The sequence below is a fragment of the Roseomonas sp. TAS13 genome, assembly GCF_001950415.1.
Lineage (GTDB): Bacteria > Pseudomonadota > Alphaproteobacteria > Acetobacterales > Acetobacteraceae > Roseomonas > Roseomonas mucosa.
Genome location: NZ_BDLP01000016.1, coordinates 13458 through 31343, shown reverse-complemented (window position 1 = coordinate 31343; position 17886 = coordinate 13458). Strand labels below are relative to the sequence as shown.

The window sequence follows — 17886 nt, the reverse complement described above, 5'->3', positions numbered from 1 at the left end:
GAGCCGCGCGCAAGCTGCGCGCGGGCGGCAGGGGTCCACATGGGCCACCTCGAAGGACGTCAGACACCCTCCGAACGCGCAGAACCCCCGCCGCTCACCCCGCCTCAGCCGTTATGAAGCGGGTTCTCAGCGCGGGCTGCGCCGGCCTCTGGTACTTCGAGTGGATCGAGCAGACCTATGGCCGCGTGCCCGAGCATCTCGGCATCGAGTACTATTCGCCCCGGCCGGAGGGATTGCCGGACAATGTCACCTGGATCGCCAACACCGCCTCCGACATGTCCGACGTGCCGGATGCGAGTTGCGACCTCGTCTTCTCGGGCCAGAACCTGGAACACCTTTGGCCGGAGGAGGTCGCGGGCTTCGTGCTGGAAGCGGCCAGGGTGCTGAAGCCGGGCGGCCACCTCGTGATGGACAGCCCGAACCGTCACGTGACCAGGCTGCTGAACTGGAGTCATTCGGAGCACACCATCGAGCTGACCGAAACCGAGGCGCAGGAACTCGCCCGGCTCGCCGGCTTCGACGTGACGGTGACACGCGGGATCTGGCTCTGCCGCGATTCGCGTAGCGGGGAAGTCCTTCCCTTCGACCCCAACGCCCCCCATCCCGGCTGGTCCGTGCCCGAGCGCCTGATCGCCGCGCATGACCGGCCGGAGGATTCCTTCATCTGGTGGGTCGAGGCGGTCCGCAGCGACCGGGCGCCCGATGCGCCGGCGGTCCGGGCCCTGATGTCGGATCTTTTCCGACAGCACTGGCCGGAACGTGTGCAGCGCCTCCTGGCGGCGCCGGGCCATGCCGTCGAGGCCGATGCGGAAGGCGAATGGGTGACCGCCGCGCCGGGCAGCCAGGGCGCCGTGCTCTACGGTCCCTACATGCCCCTGCGTGCCGGGCGCTACAGGGTTTCCTGGCGGCTGCGCCTGCCGCAACAGGCCGACGGCGTGATCGCCGTCTGCGAGGTGGTGGCCCGGGAGACGGAGGCACCCCTGGCCCGCTGCGAGATCCGCGCCGGCGACGAGGCCCCCTCGCTCGACTTCGTGCTGGGCGAGATGACCTTCGGCCTGGAATTCCGCTGCCTGGCCACGGGCGGCGCGGGCTTCGCCGCGCGGCGCGGCGTGGAGCTGCAGGAATGGCCGGACGGCCCCGCGGCATCCTGACGCCCCGGGTCCGGGCATCCGTGCTCCCGGCAGCAGCGCCCCTGGCAATCATGGCACGCGGCTGCTCGCTTCCGGCCTGGGCTCCGCCCCTCTAGGCTGTTCCGCATGTCCGCCCTCCCCCATCCCGGCGCGCCCTGGCGCGTCAGCAGCGAGACCGGCCGCCTGAACGACGTGCTGGTCTGCCCGCCAGACCACTACCGCTGGATGCCGCTGAACAGCATCGTCCGCCGCACGCTGAGCGAGACGCGGCAGCGCCCGGCCGCCGATCACCTGCGGCAGCAGCATGCCGAGCTCTGCCACGCCCTGGCGCAGGGCGGCGCGCGGGTGCACCGGCTGGTGCCGGAGCCGCACCTCCCCTACATGGTCTATACCCGCGACAGCGTGGTCGTGACCCATGCCGGCCCGGTGCTCTGCCAGCTCGAACGCCCGCAGCGCCGGGGCGAGTACGCGCCGCTGACCGACTTCCACGCCGCCCATGGCTCCACCTTCTGGCGCAAGTCCAGCGCCGGCACGCTGGAAGGCGGCGACATCCACATCATCCGCCCCGGCCTCGCCTGCATCGGCGCCAGCGGCGGCCGCACCGACGAGGCGGGGGCGGAGCAGCTCGCGCAATGGCTCCGCGCCGAGGGCTGGGAGGTGCGGGTCGAGTTCTTCGACGAGCATTTCCTGCATCTCGACGTGATCTTCTGCATGGCCGCCCCCGGCCTCGCCGTCGCCTGCCTCGACGTGCTGGACCCGGGCTTCGTGGACTGGCTGGCGGGGCACGGCATCCGCTGCATTCCCGTTCCCTACCGGGACGCCATGGCGCTCGGCTGCAACATCCTCGCCCTGGGCGACGGCCAGGTGGTCTCGGCCCGGGCCAGCACCGCGCTCAACGCTGCCCTGCGGGCGGAGGGGCTGACGGTGCTCGATCCGGAGATCACACTCTTCACCCTCGGCGGCGGCGGCCCTCACTGCCTGACCTGTCCCTTGTCACGCGAAGCGTGACGCCCTGATCACCTGTCACGCGGATCGTGACGTTCTGTCGCCTGTCGCGCGAAGCGGAGTGAAACGTCCATGAACATCCCGTCGAGGCCCGTGGAGCAGGTGATCGCCGAGGCCCGGGAATTCCTGGGCGACCGGCTTTCCACCAACCAGGCGGTGCGGGAGCAGCACAGCCGGGGCGAGGACACCACCACCCCCACCCTGCCCGACGCCGTCGCCTATCCCCTGACCACCGAGGAGGTCTCGTGCCTCCTCGCCCTCTGCCATCGGCACGAGGTCCCGGTCACCGCCTTCGGCGCCGGCACCTCGCTGGAGGGCCATGCCAATCCCGTCCGCGCCGGCATCAGCCTCGACCTGTCGCGCATGGACCGCATCCTGGAGGTGAGCCAGGAGGACATGGACTGCCTGATCGAGCCGGGCGTCACCCGCCACCAGCTCAACGACCACCTGCGCGACCAGGGCCTGTTCTTCCCGGTCGATCCTGGCAGCCACTGCACCATCGGCGGCATGTGCGCGACCCGCGCCTCCGGCACCAACGCGGTGCGCTACGGCACGATCCGCGAGAACGTCATGGGGCTGGAGGTCGTCCTCGCCGATGGCCGCGTCATCAACACCGGCTCCCGCACCCGCAAGGCGGCCAACGGCTACGACCTGACCCGCCTCCTGATCGGCTCCGAGGGCACGCTCGGCATCATCACGAAGATCCGCCTGCGCCTGCACGGCATCCCCGAGGCCACCTCGGCGGCGGTCTGCCAGTTCGGGACGCTGCGCGGCGCGGTGGAATGCGTCATCGCCACCATGCAGGCCGGCATCCCCGTCGCCCGCATCGAGCTGGCGGACGAGATCCAGATGGATGCCTGCATCCGCTACTCGAAGCTGGAAGGCTACCAGGCCCTGCCCACCCTCTTCCTGGAATTCCACGGCTCCCCCGCCGGGGTGCGGGAACAGGCGGAGACGGTGCAGGAGTTGGCCGACAGCTTCGGTGGCAGCGGCTTCGCCTGGGCCACGGATGCGGAAACGCGCAACCGGCTCTGGAAGGCCCGGCACGACGCCTACTGGGCCTGCGTGGCCCTCAGGCCGGGCTGCCGCGGCATGGCCACCGATGTCTGCGTGCCCATCTCCCGTCTCGCCGAGGCCATCGTCGGCGCGAAGGAGGACATCCTGGCCTCCGGCATGACCGCCCCCATCGTCGGCCATGTCGGCGACGGCAACTTCCACACGACGATCCTGGTGGACCAGGCCGACCCCACGGCGCAGGACCGGGCCTGGGAGCTGGACAAGAAGATCGTCGCCCGCGGCCTTTCCCTCGGCGGCACCTGCTCCGGCGAGCATGGCGTGGGCCTGGGCAAGCGCGAGTTCCTGGAGGCCGAGCACGGCCCCGAGGCCCTGGCGGTGATGCGTTCGGTCAAGACGGCGCTGGACCCCAGGGGCATCCTGAACCCGGGCAAGATCTTCCGGAACTGAGGCCCCTTCCCTCCGCGGAGTGCCAGGACGCGCCGGGGAGGGTTCGCGACAGGACCAGAACGGACCGGCAGCCCCTTGCCGCGGGCGCCGGTCCCGCCCGGCGCGATCCACGGCGCGCCGGAGGGCCCGAGGGGCGGCACAAGCCCCCGGGCCGATCACGGGAAGGAAGACGCTCGCCATGTCACGGCTCCAGCCGCAGCCTCGGGGAATCTCCCAGGCCGCCCCGCAGACCGGCGGGGACCACACCGCCCGGCCCGCCGCCCCTGCCGAGGCCAGCGCCGGCTTTGTGCTGCCGGTCCTGGCCCTGGCGCTCGGCCACATGCTGTCCAACGGGCTGCGCACCCTGCCGGCCATCGCCGCCGACCGCATCCAGCTCGATCTCGGCCTGACGGCGGAGGGCCTGTCCAGCCTGACCGGCTCCTATCACATCGCCTTCGCCCTGGGTCAGATCCCCGTCGGCGTGGCGCTGGACCGCTTCGGCGTGCGGCCGGTCTCGCTGGCGCTGCTCACCATCGTCTGCATCGGCACGCTGCTCGCCGCCCTGGCGGGCGGCCCGGCCGGGTTCCTTGTCGCCCAGCTCGTCCTCGGCCTTGGCTGCGCCGGGGCGCTGATCGCCCCGATGACCCTGGCCGCCAAGCGCATGAGCCCGGCCCGCTTCGGCCTCTGGAGCGGGCTGATCCAGGCCATCGGCAACACGGGCATGCTGCTCTCCGCCTCTCCCCTCGCCTGGCTGGTGGAACGGGAGGGCTGGCGTGCCGGCTTCTGGGCGGCGCTGGGCTTCGGTGTCTTCGCCCTGGCCTGCACCGCCCTGCTGGTGCGGGACCGGCCGGTGCCCGGCAGCGAAAGCCGCCGCTCCCTGCTGGGCGACGCGGCCGAGGTGCTGCGCCTCGTCGTCTCGCGCCGCCTGCGCGGGGCGGTGGTGCTGGCCTTCTGCTCCTTCGCCATCGTGGCCTGCCTGCGCGGCCTCTGGGGCGGTCCCTGGCTGATGCTGGAAAAGGGCCTGGACCGGCTGGAGACAGGCCATGTCCTGTTGCTGGCGACCCTGGCCCTCATCCTCGGCACCGTCGGCTGGGGGGTGGTGGACCGCCGGCACGAAGGCTGGCGCCGGCGGTTGCTGATCGGCGGGCACCTCGCCGCCGCCGCCGCCATCGGGCTGCTGGTCGCCGGAGGGCCGGACGGGCTGCTCGGACCCCTGCCGGTGGGCTGGGACCTCGCCATGCTCACCCTCTTCGGCCTGAGCATCGGGGTGCAGCCGCTGATCTTCGCTGCCACCCGAGCCCTCGTGCCGCCGGAACAGACCGGCAAGGCGCTGTCCGCAGTGAACCTGTCCTTCTTCCTCGGCGCCGCCGTGCTGCAGCCCGGCTCCGGCGTGGTGGCCAGCCGAGCGGGCACGGGCGCGGCGCTGCTCTTCCTGGCGCTGGTGGTGCTGCTCTGCACACTGGTCTTCGCCTGGCTGGGGCGGCCCCACGCGGGTTCCGTGGGGAAGGCGGCCGCCCCACGGGATCGTTAACAGCCGGCGCGTGATAGGGGATTGCCGCGCCGCGGCCTGGATGGCGAGTTGCCATCCCCAGCCTGTGCGGAGGGCGTCGTCGTGCGAGGTTTCCCCGATCCGGTTCCGCTCCGGCCCAGGCCCCGGCTGGAAAGGGTCCCGGAGAAAGCCGCGGTGAAGCCGGCCATGAAACATACGGCCGCACAATCATTCACGAATGTAAGTCTTGACCAGCGGCCCTCGCCGGGCCATCCCTCCGTGTGACGCCCTGCCCCGAATCTGTCCGCAGCCGGGGGCGGGCAGGAACAATGCCGGAATCCCGCCCGCGAACCCCCATGGTTCTGTGGGCGGTGCCGTCCGGAGCCCCATCAGACCGCACCCGGGCCCCTTCCCGGTTGTCCGCGGATACGCCTGGAGTAGCTACGATGTTGGGACGTATCGCCAAGGGCTCGCTCGGCCTGTCGCTGGGCTGGTCGGCGCTTGTTGCGCCAGCAACCCTCGTCGCTTCCACCTTCGCCGTGCCGGTCCTGCTTTCGCCGCTCGGCATCTCTGCCCCATGGGCCGCCACGGCCTGGGCCCAGGGCGCGCCGCAGGGCCCGCCGGCGGTCGGGGTGATCCAGGTGCAACCGCGCCCGGTCACGGAAAGCACGGAATTCGTCGGCCGCATCGAGGCCACCGACCGCGTGGACCTCAAGGCCCGCGTCACCGGCTTCATGCAGGAGCGCCTGTTCCAGGAAGGCCAGGAGGTGAAGCGCGGCGACGTGCTCTACCGGCTGGAACGGCCGCCCTTCGAGGCCCAGGTGGCCCAGGCCCAGGCTTCCGTCGCCTCGGCCGAGGCCGAGCTGACCAATGCCCGTGTCTCCCTGACCCGCGCCCAGGACCTCGCGCGCAGCAACTTCGGCACCCGCGCCAACCTGGATACGGCGACCGCCCAGGAACGCACCGCCAACGCTAACCTGCTCTCCGCCCAGGCCCAGCTGCGGGTGGCGCAGATCAACCTCGGCTACACGAACATCATCGCGCCGATCGACGGCCGCATCGGCCGCACCAACCTGACCATCGGCAACGTGGTGAGCCCCGATGTCGGCACCCTGGCGACCATCGTGTCGCAGGACCCGATGCGTGTCTCCTTCCCCATCAGCTCCCGCGCCGCGACCCAGCTCTACGAACGCTATGCCAACCGCGGCGGCATCGATGCCATACGCGTGCGCGTCCGCCTGAACACCGGCGAGCTGTATCCCGAGAGCGGGAAGATCGAGTTCATCGACAACCAGATCAACCGCAACACGGACACGATCCTGGTGCGCGCCCTGATCGCCAATCCGGTGCGCGGCAACAGCAGCAGCGGCACGATACCGGCCCGCTCGCTGATCGACGGCCAGTTCGTCAACGTCTATGTCGAGGGCGTGGAGCCGGTCCAGGCCATCGTGGTGCCCCGCGCCGCGGTGCTGCAGGACCAGCAGGGATCCTACGTCTTCGTGCTGGATGGTGAGAAGAAGGCCCAGCGCCGCGACATCACCCTCGGCCGCGCGCTCGGCGCGGACACGGTGGTGGAGAAGGGCCTGAACCCCGGCGATACCGTGGTGACCGAGGGCATCCAGCGCGTCCGCCCCGGGCAGCCGGTGAACCCGGCCCCGGCGGCGGAGGCCACGACGCCCGCCGCCGGCCCGGTCGAGCCGGGCTCCCCCGGCGGCGCCGCGCGGAACCAGGCGCCGAACGCCACCACCACGGGCCCGGCGCCCGGCCCGAACCAGGGCCCCTCGCCCTCCGGCCAACCACCTTCGGCACCGCCCAGCTCGCAGCCCACGCCGCAGAACCAGCGCAACCCCGGCTGACCGACGATGATCTCCTCCCTCTTCGTCGACCGGCCCAGGCTGGCCTTCGTCATCTCCATCGTGATCACCATCGCGGGTGCCATCTCGCTGATGCGCATCCCGGTGGCCCAGTTCCCGGACATCGTGCCGCCCCAGGTGCAGGTGAGCACCACCTATCCGGGCGCCAACGCCGCGGTGATCGAGAGCACCGTCGCCCAGGTGCTGGAGGCGCAGATCAACGGCGTCGAGAACATGATCTACATGTCCTCGAAGAGCGCCAATGACGGCACCTACAGCCTCACCGTCTCCTTCACGCTCGGCACCAACGGCGACATCGCCACGGTGAACGTGAACAACCGCGTCCAGGCCGCCCTGGCGCGGCTGCCGCAGGAGGTCCAGCGAAACGGCGTGACGGTGCGCAAGCGATCCTCCTCGGTGCTGCTCTTCGGCACGCTCTATTCCGAGGGCAACGCGCAGGCACCGCTGTTCCTGTCGAACTATTTCACCATCAACATGAAGGACACGCTGGCCCGCGTGCCCGGCGTGGGCGATGTGTCGATCTTCGGCTCGCAGGACTATTCCATGCGCGTCTGGTTCAACGTGGACCGCCTGGTCAGCCTGAACCTCACCCCCTCCGACATCGTCTCGGCGGTCCAGGCGCAGAACGTGCAGGCCGCGGTGGGCCGGCTGGGCGGCCGGCCGGCGCCGGACACCCAGCAGTTCCAGATGACGCTGCAGACCCAGGGGCGCCTGACCAGCCCCGAGGAATTCGGCAACATCATCATCCGTGCCAACACGGACGGCTCGGTGCTGCGGCTGCGCGACATCGCGCGGCTCGAACTCGGCGCCCAGAGCATGGAGACGGAGAACCGCTACAACGGCCAGCCGGCCGTCGCTTTCGCGATCTATCTCTCCCCCGGCGCCAATGCCGTGAACGTCGCCGCCGCCGTGCGCAAGACGCTGGAGGAGCTCACCGGGCGCTTCCCGGAGGGCATGAAGACCAACGTCTTCTACGACACCACCGACTTCGTGAACGACACCATCCACGAGGTCATCAAGACCCTGGTCGAGGCCTTCGTCCTCGTCGTCGCGGTGGTGTTCTTCTTCCTCGGCTCCTGGCGCGCCACCATCGTGCCGACCATCGCCGTGCCGGTCAGCCTGATCGGCGCCTTCATCGTGCTGCTCGGCCTCGGCTACTCGGCCAACACCATCTCGCTGCTGGCCATGGTGCTGGCCATCGGCATCGTGGTCGACGACGCCATCGTGGTGGTCGAGAACGTCGAGCGCGTGATGGAGGAGGAACCCCACCTCACTCCGGCCGAGGCCACCAAGAAGGCGATGAGCGAGATCACCGCGCCGATCATCGCCATCACCCTGGTGCTGCTCTCGGTCTTCGTGCCGATCGCCTTCATCCCCGGCCTGTCGGGCGAGATGTTCCGCCAGTTCGCGGTGACCATCTCCGCCGCGATGCTGATCTCGGCGCTCAACGCCCTGTCGCTCTCGCCGGCGCTGTGCTCCATCCTGCTGCGGCCCAGCCCCCATGCGGCCCATGGCGGCGGGCGGCGCGGCATCATGGGCCGCATCCTGAACGGCATCGACTGGACGCGCGACCGCTATGCCGGGATCGTGGCGCGGCTCGTGCGGGTCTCCGCCCTGTCGCTGCTGCTGATCGCGGTGCTGGCCTTCGGCACCTGGGAACTCTCCCGCCGTACCCCCACGGGCTTCCTGCCGCAGGAAGACCAGGGCGCCTTCTTCGTCCAGGCCCAGCTTCCCCCCGCCGCCAGCGTCTCCCGCTCGCGCGAGGTGGCGAAGCAGATCGAGGAGATGGTGCGGCAGAACCCGGCGGTGCTGGGCACCCTCTCGGTGGTCGGCTTCTCGCTGATCGACGGCGGCGCGCAGTCCAACTCCGCCTTCGTCGTGGTGCGCATGAAGCCCTTCGAGGACCGCGAAGGCGCCATGGGCAGCGTCCAGGCCGCCATCGGCCGCGTCTTCGGCCAGGTGCAGTCGATCCGCACGGCCAATGCCTTCGCCTTCAACGTGCCGCCCATCCAAGGCCTCGGCACCGGCGGCGGCTTCGAGTACGTGCTGCAGGACTACGAGGGCCGCTCGCCCGCCGATCTCGGCTCCGCCGCCATGGGGCTGATCGCGGCGGCGAACCAGGACCCGCGCCTGTCGGCGATCTTCACCACCTTCACCGCCAACACGCCGAGCCTCTACCTCGATGTGGACCGCGACAAGGCGCAGTCCCTCCAGGTGCCGATCAGCAGCATCTTCTCCACGCTGCAGGCGACCCTCGGCGGCTACTACATCAACGACTTCAACCTTTTCGGCCGTACCTGGCAGGTGAACCTGCAGGCCGAGTTCCCCGACCGCGCCAATGTCGAGGACCTGTGGCGCATCTTCGTCCGCAACTCGAACGGCGACATGGTCCCGCTCAGCGCCCTGGCCACGGCCCGGGTGGTGCTGGGGCCGCAGACCATCGGCCGCTACAACAACTACCGCGCCATCACCATCCAGGGCGCGCCTCGCCCCGGCGTCTCCTCGGGCGATGCGCTGAACGCGATGCAGGAGCTGTCGGGCCGCACCCTGCCCGCCGGCTACGGCTTCGAATGGACCGGCACCGCCTATCAGGAGCGCCTCGCCTCCGGCCAGACCGGCATGATCCTGGCACTGTCCGTGCTCTTCGCCTTCCTCTTCCTCGTGGCCCTCTACGAGAGCTGGGCCATCCCGGTGCCGGTGCTGCTCTCGGTGATCGTGGCCATCACCGGCGCCTTCCTCGGCCTGTTGTTCAGCGGATTGTCGCTGGACATCTACGCGCAGATCGGCCTCGTCGTGCTTATCGCCCTCGCGGCGAAGAACGGCATCCTGATCGTGGAATTCGCCAAGGAGGCCCGCGAGGGCGGCAAGAGCATCCGGGAGGCCGCCATCGAGGGATCGCGCCTGCGCTTCCGCGCGATCATGATGACGTCGATCGCCTTCATCCTCGGCTTGGTGCCGCTGGTGACGGCGCACGGCGCCGCCTCCGCCTCCCGCCGCGCGGTGGGCACGCCCGTCTTCTGGGGCATGCTCGCCGCCTCGCTGGTCGGCATCTTCTTCATCCCGATGCTCTACGTGACCATCCAGTCGTTCCGCGAGAAGGTGAAGGGCTGGATGGGCAGCAGCGGGAGCGACCGCCCGCCGGCCCAGCCGGCGGCGTAGGGACGCAGGCCAGGAAGGGCCGGAGAGGGCGACCTCTCCGGCCCTTTTCCTTTGGGCGCCCCGTTTGCGGGCCGTCTCACCGGGGCGCCCTTCCCCCTTCCCAGGCACCCCGCTCCCGGCCGATGATGCCGCCACGTTTCCGGGTGGGAGGATCAGAACCATGGCCAAATTCGGCCTCAGCCAGTCCCTGCGTCGCGTCGAGGACCCTCGTCTCCTGAAGGGCGAGGGCCGCTACACGGACGACCTCGCCGTCGCCGGCACGGCCACGGGCTACCTGCTGCGCAGCCCTCACGCCCATGCGACGATCCTCTCCATCGACACCGCCGATGCGCGGGCCATGCCCGGCGTGCTCGCCATCTACACGGCGGAGGAGCTGGCGGCGGACGGGATCGGCCCCCTGCCCCATGCCGGCAGCCTGAAGAACCGCGACGGCTCGCGCTCCGCCAATGCCCCGCGCTTCCTGCTCGCCAGCGGCAAGGTGCGCCATGTCGGCGATCCGGTGGCCTTCGTGGTGGCGGAAAGCCTGGATGCCGCCAAGGATGCGGCCGAGGCGATCCTGGTGGACTACGACCCGCTGCCCGCCTGCACCGACCTCGCCACGGCCAACGAGCCCGGCCAGCCGCAGGTCTTCGACGACGTGCCCGAGAACCGCGTCTTCGACTGGGAAATCGGCGACAAGGCGAAGACCGACGCGCTCTTCGATTCGGCGGCGCATGTCACGCGCCTGACCGTGGTGAACAACCGCATCGTCGTCGCCTCGATGGAAGGCCGGGCGGCGCTCGCGGAATACGATGCCGCGACGGAACGCTTCACCCTCCAGGCCACCAGCCAGGGCGCCTGGCACCTCAAGGACATGCTGGCCGAACACGTCTTCAAGCTGCCCAAGGAAAAGTTCCGCGTCGTCACCCACGATGTCGGCGGCGGCTTCGGCATGAAGCTCTTCTGCTATGTCGAGTACGGGCTGGCCTGCTACGCCGCGCGCAAGCTCGGCCGCCCGGTGAAATGGACGGCGGAGCGCAGCGAGGCCTTCCTGTCCGACACGCATGGCCGCGACAACATCACCCTGGGCGAGCTGGCGCTGGACAAGGACGGCAGGTTCCTGGCGCTGCGCACCCGCAACCTCGCCAACATGGGCGCCTATCTTTCGCAGTTCGCCGGATTCATCCCCACCGCCGCCGGCACCAAGGTGCTTGCCAGCGTCTATGGCTTCCAGGCCATCCACGCCCATGTCATCGGCGCGCTGACCCACACCACCCCCGTGGACGCCTATCGCGGCGCCGGGCGGCCCGAAAGCAACTACCTCGTCGAGCGGCTGATCGACGCGGCGGCCCGCGAGCTGGGCATCGACCGCGCCGAGCTGCGCCGCCGCAACATGGTGCCGCCCAGCGCCATGCCGCACACCACCCCGGTCGGCCAGAAATACGACAGCGGCGACTTCGCCCAGGTGCTGGACGAGGCGCTGCGGCGCGCCGACTGGGCCGGCTTCCCCGCCCGGCAGGCGGAGGCCCGCGCCCGCGGCAAGCGGCGCGGCATCGGCCTCGCCTACTACCTGGAGGCCACGGGCGGCGACCCGAGCGAGCGTGCCGAGGTCCGCTTCACCGAGGACGGCCATGTCGAGGTGCTGGTCGGCACCCAGTCCACTGGCCAGGGGCACGAGACCGCCTATACCATGATCATCGCCGAGCGCCTGGGCGTGCCGGTGGACAGGATCCGCGTCCGCCAGGGCGATTCCGACGAGATCCCGACCGGCGGCGGCACCGGCGGCGCCCGCTCGCTCTATTCCGAGGGCACGGCCCTGCTCGCCACCGCCTCCACCGTGCTGGAGCGCGGCCGGCAGGCCGCGGGCGAGGCGCTGGAGGCCTCCCCCGCCGATATCGAGTTCACCACCACCGGCGCGCTCGATGGCGGGGGCCGCTTCTCCATCGCCGGCACCGACCGTGGCATCGGCATCCTGGAACTCGCCGCCCGCCAGCGCGCCGCCGCCGCGCGCGGCGAGCAGGCGACGCTGCTCGACGCCGCCGAGGTCGCGGAGGTGCCCTTCGGCACCTTTCCCAATGGCTGCCACATCGCGGAGGTCGAGGTGGACCCGGAGACCGGCCTGATCGGGATCGCCCGCTACCTGGTGGTCGACGATGTGGGCCATGCCATCAACCCGCTGATCGTGCGCGGGCAGGTGCATGGCGGCGTGGCCCAGGGCGTCGGCCAGGCGCTGCACGAGCATACGGTCTATGACCCGGAGAGCGGTCAGCTCCTCTCGGCCTCCTTCATGGACTACGCCCTGCCGCGTGCCGAGGACCTGCCCGCCATTGAGGTGGACCTCGTCGAGATCCCCTGCGAGACCAACCCGCTCGGCGTGAAGGGTGCCGGAGAGGCGGGCGCCGTCGGCTCGCCGCCCGCGGTGATGAACGCGCTGGTCGATGCCCTGGCCCCGGATGGCGTGACCCATCTGGACATGCCCGCCACGCCCGAGCGGGTCTGGCGGGCCCTGGGGCAAGCCCTGTCCCGGGCGGCCTGAGCCCCGGCGGCGCCGGATTGCCCAGCGGCGGCGCGGGGAACGGAGGGCCGCTCACTTTGCCCGGCGCGTGCCGGGCGGCCTCCCCTCATGGCAGGCCGATGCGGGGCGTGGCGCAGGTGTCGAGGCCCTTCCGGTCCTCCACCCCGCCATCGGCATAGACAACCCGGAGGTCATAGACGCAGGTGCCCGGCTCCCGTGGCACCGAGCGCGCCGCCCCGGGCGGGACAGCGCCGCGCGGCCCCAGAAGCTCCGGCCCCCAGTTCCCCAAGGTGGAAGGCGTGGCGTAGAGCTGGGCGATCACGCGGCCGGAGCGGTTCACCAGGCTGAAGGCCGCATCGCCGGGAACCGCGCCGGCCATGGGCGAGGCAGGCGGGAAGACTACCTGCCGGTCCCGGCAGACATCGACGCCGCGCCGGTCCAGCACCATGCCCGCTGCGGTCACGGCCCGCAGGTCCAGCACGCAGCCGCCCGCCCCATCCGGGCGGATGCGGCGGCTGCCGCCGTCGGGCAGCACTCCGCCGTGCAGCCGCTCCGGCCCCCAGTTCGGCACCTGGGCCGGCGTCGCATAGACGGAGCGGATCGGCTGTCCCGTCCGGTTGAGCAGGGTGAAGGCGTTTTCCTGGGCGCGGGCGGGACCCGCAGAGGCCAGCAGCGCGGCGCCCAGAAGGGTGGTCTCCAGAAGGGTGGTCCGAAGGGTGGCCGGAATGGAAGAAGGTCCGATCATCTCCCCGTTCCTCTCCTTGCTGTGCGCAACGGGCCGGTTCAGCCTGGCGGCAGGGCAATGCGCTGGCGCAGCATCCGGACATCCGCCTCTCGCGGATGCGCGGTGCCGGGGTTGGACACGGCGGCGGCGCCGGCGGCCATGCCCCAGGCGAAGGCCTCCTCCGGTTCCGCGCCCCGCGACAGCGCCATCACCATGGCCGCCAGGAAGCTGTCGCCGGCCCCCACTGCGCCCTTCACCTCGACCTTGAGCGCCGGCAGGCGGATGGTGCGCTTCTCCGTGGCCAGGATCGCCCCATCGGCGCCCAGCGTGACCGCCAGGATGCGCGTCCTACCGGAACGGACGATCTCGGTGGCGGCCGCTTCCTGCTCGCGCAGGTCCTTCAGCTCGCGTCCCGCCAGGGTCTGGAACTCGCTCAGGCTGGGCTTGATGAGATCGACGGGCGCCTCCAGCGCCTGGATCAGCGCCTGGCCGGAGGTGTCCAACACGAAGCGCAGCCCGCGCCCGGCGGCGATCCGCGCGGCCCGGGCATAGAAATCCACCGGCACGCCGCGCGGCAGGCTGCCGCTGCAGACGAGCCAGTCGCCCTCCACGGTCTCCAGCACGCCCAGCGCCGCCTGCCATTCGGAAGCGGCGATCAGCGGTCCCTCGGGCACGAAGCGGTATTCCAGGCCGGTGGAACGCTCCAGCACGGTCTGGCTGATGCGGGTGAAGCCCTGCACGGCGATGGACTGGCGCGGCACCCCGGCCTCGTCCAGCAATTCCTCCAGCAGATGGCCCGTGGCGCCACCCGCCAGCATCAGCGCCAGCGTCTCGCCGCCGAACTCCTTCACGACACGGGACACGTTGATGCCGCCGCCGCCGGGGTCATGGGCTTCGGACTCGGTGCGGATCTTGTGGATCGGGCGGATCTTCTCCGCGACGCTGGTCAGATCCACCGACGGGTTCAGCGTCAGCGTCACGATACGGGACTTCGTCAATGGCGCGTGTCCTGATCCTGGGGTTTCCCGCCGGAGCATGCCACGGCCTGGCCGCCCCATCCAAACCCGGGGGCGGCCACGATGCCGCTACTCCGCCTACTACTCCGTATAGATCATCTTCCGGGTCATGCCGCCGTCGGTGACGAACTCTGCCCCGGTGACGAAGCCACTTTCCGGGCCCAGGAGCCAGGCGATCAGCGCCGCCGTGTCCTCCGGGCGGCCGACCCGCCCCACCGGGTGCTGGGCATGGTCCTCGGGGCGCAGGGCCTCGCCTTTCGTGTCGATCCAGCCCGGGCTGACACAGTTCACCCGCACATCGGGGCCCAGGCTGATGGCCAGGGCATGACTCAGCGCCAGCAGCCCGCCCTTGCTGGCGGAATAGCTCTCGGTGTCCGGCTCCGACTGGTGCGCGCGGGTGGAGGCGACCGTGACCACCGCGCCCTTCGCCGCGCGGAGCATCTCCTCGGCGGCCTTCACCAGCAGGAAGGTGCTGGTCAGGTTCGTGGCCAGGACCGAGGACCATTCGGCGAGGCTGAGCTCCCGGATCGGCTTGCGGATCATGAAGCCTGCGTTGCAGACCAGCGCATCGAGGCGCCCCTCCCCGCGCCGGATGCTCTCGGCCAGTGCCCGCACTGCCTCCTCTTCCGCGACATCCGCCCGGACGAAGCGCGCCGCGACATCCGGCGGCGCCTCCGCGCGGTCGGCGATCACCACCCGGTAGCCGTCTTTCGCCAGTCGCCGGGCCACCGCCAGCCCGATGCCATGGGCGGCGCCCGTCACCAGCGCGACGCGTTGCTCCTGCCGCATGATCCTGCCCTCCTGTCTGCCGTCCATGAAGCGCCCGGCAGGCGTGGCGGCTGCATCCGCCGCCCCGGAACGGGAGCGGCTTGCCGGATGCCTGGCCGCGAGGCTCATGATGCGCGGGATGGAGCAGAAGGATCGTGGCGCATGAGCGATGGCGGCATGAATGGCGCGGAGGATGCCCGGCGGCACGCTCCGGCGGCGGAGCGCAACCGGGAGCCCATCCTGGCGGTGCTGCGGCGCCACCTGCCGGCGGAAGGGCTGGTGCTGGAGGTGGCGAGCGGCACGGGGCAGCACGCGGTGCATTTCGCCGAGGCCCTGCCCGGGCTGGTCTTCCAGCCGAGCGACCCGGACCCTTCGGCGCGGGCGAGCATCGATGCCTGGGCCGCGGCGAGCGGGTTGCCGAACCTGCGTCCGGCGCTGGAGCTGGATGCCAGCGGCGGCCGGAACTGGCCTACGCTGCGCGCCGCGGCAGTGCTGTGCATCAACATGATCCACATCTCGCCCTGGGCCGCGACGCTGGGCCTGATGGCAGGGGCCGCGCGGGTGCTGCCGCCGGGCGGGGTGCTGGTGCTCTACGGTCCCTACCGGCGGGATGGGGTGGAGACCGCGCCCAGCAACGAGGCATTCGACCGCAGCCTGAGGCTCCGCGATCCCGCCTGGGGCCTGCGGCGCCTGGAGGACGTGACGGCGGAGGCGGAGAGGCAGGGCCTGCGCCGGCAGGAGGTCGCGGAAATGCCGGCGAACAATCTCTGCCTGGTGTTTCGCCGCGAGGGTGGCTGAGCCGCAGCGCCCTTCAGGCGGCGCGGCGGCGGAACCAGTCCGCGACCAGGGCGCCGCAGACGCCGAACAGCATGGTGAAGGCGAGCGGCCGGGCCGTGCCGTCGCTGAGCACACCGACCACGAGCGAGGCACTGGCGGCGATGGTGAACTGCAGCATCCCCATCAGCGCCGAGGCCGAGCCGGCCCGCGTGGCCTGCCGCGACAGGGCACCCACCGCCGCGTTGGGCATGATCAGCGAGGAGGCGGCGATGGCGAAGAAGATCGGAAGGAAGACGCTGAGCAGGCCGAAGGGCCCGGTCAGCGTGACCACGACCAGGACGAGAATGGCGGCGCAGGAGAAGCGCGCCGCCCAGCTCATCACCCGGTGGTGGCCGTAGCGCCCGACCAGCCAGGGATTGACCTGGGACATGCCGATGAAGCCGATGGCGTTGATGCCGAAGAGCATGCCGAAGACCTGCGGGCTGACGCCGAAGATCTCGATGAAGACCGGCGGCACGCCGCCGAGATAGGCGAACATCACGAACATCATGAAGCCGCCCATCAGCATGTGGGTGACGAAGCTGGGATCGCGCAGGATCGCGATGTAGCGCGCGAGCAGGCTGGCGGCGCCGAGCGAGACGCGGAGTTCCGGCGGCAGCGTATCCGGCAGGAAGCGCCAGACCAGCAGGCAGGACAGGATGCCGTAGAAGGCCGAGACCCAGAAGATCATGCGCCAGTCCGCCACGCCGAGCAGGAGCCCGCCGAGGGAGGGTGCCAGGATCGGCGCCACGCCCATGATCAGCATCAGGCGGGACATGAGGCGCGTGGCCTCCAGCCCCTCGGCCTTGTCGCGGATCACGGCGCGCGGGATCACCATGCTGGCCGAGCCGCCGAAGGCCGCCAGGGCGCGGCAGATGGACAGGGTGGCGAGGTCCGGCGCGACGGCGCAGCCGACCGAGGCCAGGGTGTAGATCGCCGTTCCCACCAGCAGCGGCCCGCGACGGCCGAAGCGGTCGGACAGCGTGCCCTGGGTGATCTGCCCCACGGCCAGCCCCATGAACCAGGTGGCGAGCGTGACCTGCGCCGAGCCGGCACCGCTTCCCAGGCTCTCCTCGATCGCCGGGAAGGCCGGCAGATACATGTCCGTCGAGATCGGACCGATGGCGGTCAGGAAGCCGAGAAGCAGGGGAAGCCAGGAAGGCATCAGGGCACGGGCACCGGTGGAGGGCAGCGATGCGGCGGCATCGGGGCAAGGCAGGAGGCGAAGCCCGGACCCTGCCGCAAACGGGCCGCCGTGACCATGGGCGCGATCATGGATTCGCCCGGACGCCTGGGGGTTATTCGCGTTCCGGCCTGCCGCCGCCCGGTTCGTTTCGGAGGTTCAGTAGCGCAGGCCGACCGTCACCTCGGTCAGGCCGGGCCCCGCCTGGAAACCGGCCTCGCGCAGGGTCGGCGCGCGCAACGGAGTCGGGGCGTCGTTGGAGAAGCCGTAGCCCTCCTCCGGCAGCCCGAGCAGGGAACGGTTGAAGTGATGGTCGGCGTTCTCGTCATGATAGATGGAGACGGCATAGAGCCCCGGGCCGGAGATGGCGAAGCAGGCCTCCAGCTGGGTTGTGCCATTGAGCGGCACGCGCTGCCGCGCAATCGAGCCGCCGCTGGCGAGGAAGCGGTCGGGCTGCGAACCATAGAGGGTGACGGCCACCTCGCCCTTGCCGCTGCGCGCGCCGACGACATGGACCATGATCCTCGGGTTCTGGCTGGTGGCGTTGCAGGGCATGGCGCTCTGCTCGGCGGAGCCCGGGCCCTCGGCACGGACCTGTCCCGCAGACACGGAGGCCCAGAGCATCGCCCCGGCGCATGTCAGGGCCAGTCTTGTCCAGGCCAGGCTCCGGGCGGTGCGGCGGCCCGGGATTGTGGATCGCTTCGTCATGGCGGACCTGTCCCCTGATCTCGCGTGACCCGAGTGCGTGGCCGGCGGGGCCGGAGCCCGGGCTGTCATCCGGTGTC

At 71.0% G+C, this 17886-nt stretch carries 13 protein-coding genes; 8 read left to right on the top strand and 5 right to left on the bottom strand.

What is annotated here, in order from left to right:
- Positions 1 to 113 precede the first annotated feature (113 nt).
- From ROTAS13_RS02900 to ROTAS13_RS02870, 7 genes are all read left to right on the top strand, one after another.
- Positions 114 to 1151, top strand: coding sequence for a class I SAM-dependent methyltransferase (locus ROTAS13_RS02900; protein ID WP_075821503.1), 1038 nt, complete (start codon positions 114 to 116; stop codon positions 1149 to 1151).
- 105 nt (positions 1152 to 1256) lie between these two features.
- Entirely contained in the window at positions 1257 to 2138 is an 882-nt protein-coding gene (locus ROTAS13_RS02895; protein WP_058389961.1) for a dimethylarginine dimethylaminohydrolase family protein, read from the top strand.
- A gap of 69 nt (positions 2139 to 2207) precedes the next feature.
- Positions 2208 to 3599 (top strand): FAD-binding oxidoreductase, encoded by a 1392-nt coding sequence (locus ROTAS13_RS02890; protein WP_075821502.1) that lies wholly within the window; start codon positions 2208 to 2210, stop codon positions 3597 to 3599.
- Between the two features lie 178 nt (positions 3600 to 3777).
- A complete protein-coding gene (locus tag ROTAS13_RS02885) occupies positions 3778 to 5109 on the top strand; it encodes an MFS transporter (RefSeq protein ID WP_075821501.1) in 1332 nt (443 codons plus the stop codon).
- Between the two features lie 404 nt (positions 5110 to 5513).
- Positions 5514 to 6923: an efflux RND transporter periplasmic adaptor subunit gene (locus tag ROTAS13_RS02880; RefSeq protein WP_019461553.1), complete on the top strand. Its 1410-nt coding sequence runs from the start codon at positions 5514 to 5516 to the stop codon at positions 6921 to 6923.
- A gap of 6 nt (positions 6924 to 6929) precedes the next feature.
- Positions 6930 to 10100 carry an efflux RND transporter permease subunit gene (locus ROTAS13_RS02875; RefSeq protein WP_019461554.1) on the top strand — a complete coding sequence of 1057 codons (3171 nt, stop codon included), beginning with the start codon at positions 6930 to 6932 and terminating at the stop codon, positions 10098 to 10100.
- Positions 10101 to 10260: 160 nt separating this feature from the next.
- A complete protein-coding gene (locus tag ROTAS13_RS02870) occupies positions 10261 to 12615 on the top strand; it encodes a xanthine dehydrogenase family protein molybdopterin-binding subunit (RefSeq protein WP_075821500.1) in 2355 nt (784 codons plus the stop codon).
- An 85-nt stretch (positions 12616 to 12700) separates the two neighbouring features.
- On the opposite strand, the gene ROTAS13_RS02865 is transcribed toward ROTAS13_RS02870, so the two are convergent.
- The 3 genes from ROTAS13_RS02865 to ROTAS13_RS02855 form a co-directional block, all read right to left on the bottom strand.
- The gene (locus tag ROTAS13_RS02865) at positions 12701 to 13339 is read right to left on the bottom strand and encodes a hypothetical protein (protein WP_075821499.1); all 639 of its coding nucleotides are present in this window, start codon (positions 13337 to 13339) and stop codon (positions 12701 to 12703) included.
- Between the two features lie 38 nt (positions 13340 to 13377).
- Positions 13378 to 14316, bottom strand: a complete 939-nt coding sequence (locus ROTAS13_RS02860) for a 1-phosphofructokinase family hexose kinase (protein ID WP_083755374.1) — start codon at positions 14314 to 14316, stop codon at positions 13378 to 13380.
- Between the two features lie 99 nt (positions 14317 to 14415).
- On the bottom strand, positions 14416 to 15123 hold the full coding sequence (locus tag ROTAS13_RS02855) for an SDR family oxidoreductase (protein WP_019461558.1): 708 nt from the start codon (positions 15121 to 15123) through the stop codon (positions 14416 to 14418).
- A 141-nt stretch (positions 15124 to 15264) separates the two neighbouring features.
- Here ROTAS13_RS02855 and ROTAS13_RS02850 point away from each other — a divergent pair, with 141 nt between their 5' ends.
- On the top strand, positions 15265 to 15900 hold the full coding sequence (locus ROTAS13_RS02850; protein ID WP_075821497.1) for a DUF938 domain-containing protein: 636 nt from the start codon (positions 15265 to 15267) through the stop codon (positions 15898 to 15900).
- Positions 15901 to 15913: 13 nt separating this feature from the next.
- Here ROTAS13_RS02850 and ROTAS13_RS02845 read toward each other — a convergent pair whose 3' ends face one another.
- The gene (locus ROTAS13_RS02845; RefSeq protein ID WP_019461560.1) at positions 15914 to 17083 is read right to left on the bottom strand and encodes a multidrug effflux MFS transporter; all 1170 of its coding nucleotides are present in this window, start codon (positions 17081 to 17083) and stop codon (positions 15914 to 15916) included.
- Between the two features lie 177 nt (positions 17084 to 17260).
- On the bottom strand, positions 17261 to 17809 hold the full coding sequence (locus ROTAS13_RS02840; protein ID WP_171979020.1) for a DUF2141 domain-containing protein: 549 nt from the start codon (positions 17807 to 17809) through the stop codon (positions 17261 to 17263).
- Positions 17810 to 17886 lie beyond the last annotated feature (77 nt).

Excerpts from the sequence above, each read along its gene's own strand:
- ROTAS13_RS02900 (WP_075821503.1), top strand. The coding sequence starts at position 114 with ATGAAGCGGGTTCTCAGCGCGGGCTGCGCCGGCCTCTGGTACTTCGAG.
- ROTAS13_RS02895 (WP_058389961.1), top strand. The coding sequence starts at position 1,257 with ATGTCCGCCCTCCCCCATCCCGGCGCGCCCTGGCGCGTCAGCAGCGAG.
- ROTAS13_RS02890 (WP_075821502.1), top strand. The coding sequence starts at position 2,208 with ATGAACATCCCGTCGAGGCCCGTGGAGCAGGTGATCGCCGAGGCCCGG.
- ROTAS13_RS02885 (WP_075821501.1), top strand. The coding sequence starts at position 3,778 with ATGTCACGGCTCCAGCCGCAGCCTCGGGGAATCTCCCAGGCCGCCCCG.
- ROTAS13_RS02880 (WP_019461553.1), top strand. The coding sequence starts at position 5,514 with ATGTTGGGACGTATCGCCAAGGGCTCGCTCGGCCTGTCGCTGGGCTGG.
- ROTAS13_RS02875 (WP_019461554.1), top strand. The coding sequence starts at position 6,930 with ATGATCTCCTCCCTCTTCGTCGACCGGCCCAGGCTGGCCTTCGTCATC.
- ROTAS13_RS02870 (WP_075821500.1), top strand. The coding sequence starts at position 10,261 with ATGGCCAAATTCGGCCTCAGCCAGTCCCTGCGTCGCGTCGAGGACCCT.
- ROTAS13_RS02865 (WP_075821499.1), bottom strand. The coding sequence starts at position 13,339 with ATGATCGGACCTTCTTCCATTCCGGCCACCCTTCGGACCACCCTTCTG.
- ROTAS13_RS02855 (WP_019461558.1), bottom strand. The coding sequence starts at position 15,123 with ATGCGGCAGGAGCAACGCGTCGCGCTGGTGACGGGCGCCGCCCATGGC.
- ROTAS13_RS02850 (WP_075821497.1), top strand. The coding sequence starts at position 15,265 with ATGAGCGATGGCGGCATGAATGGCGCGGAGGATGCCCGGCGGCACGCT.
- ROTAS13_RS02845 (WP_019461560.1), bottom strand. The coding sequence starts at position 17,083 with ATGCCTTCCTGGCTTCCCCTGCTTCTCGGCTTCCTGACCGCCATCGGT.
- ROTAS13_RS02840 (WP_171979020.1), bottom strand. The coding sequence starts at position 17,809 with ATGACGAAGCGATCCACAATCCCGGGCCGCCGCACCGCCCGGAGCCTG.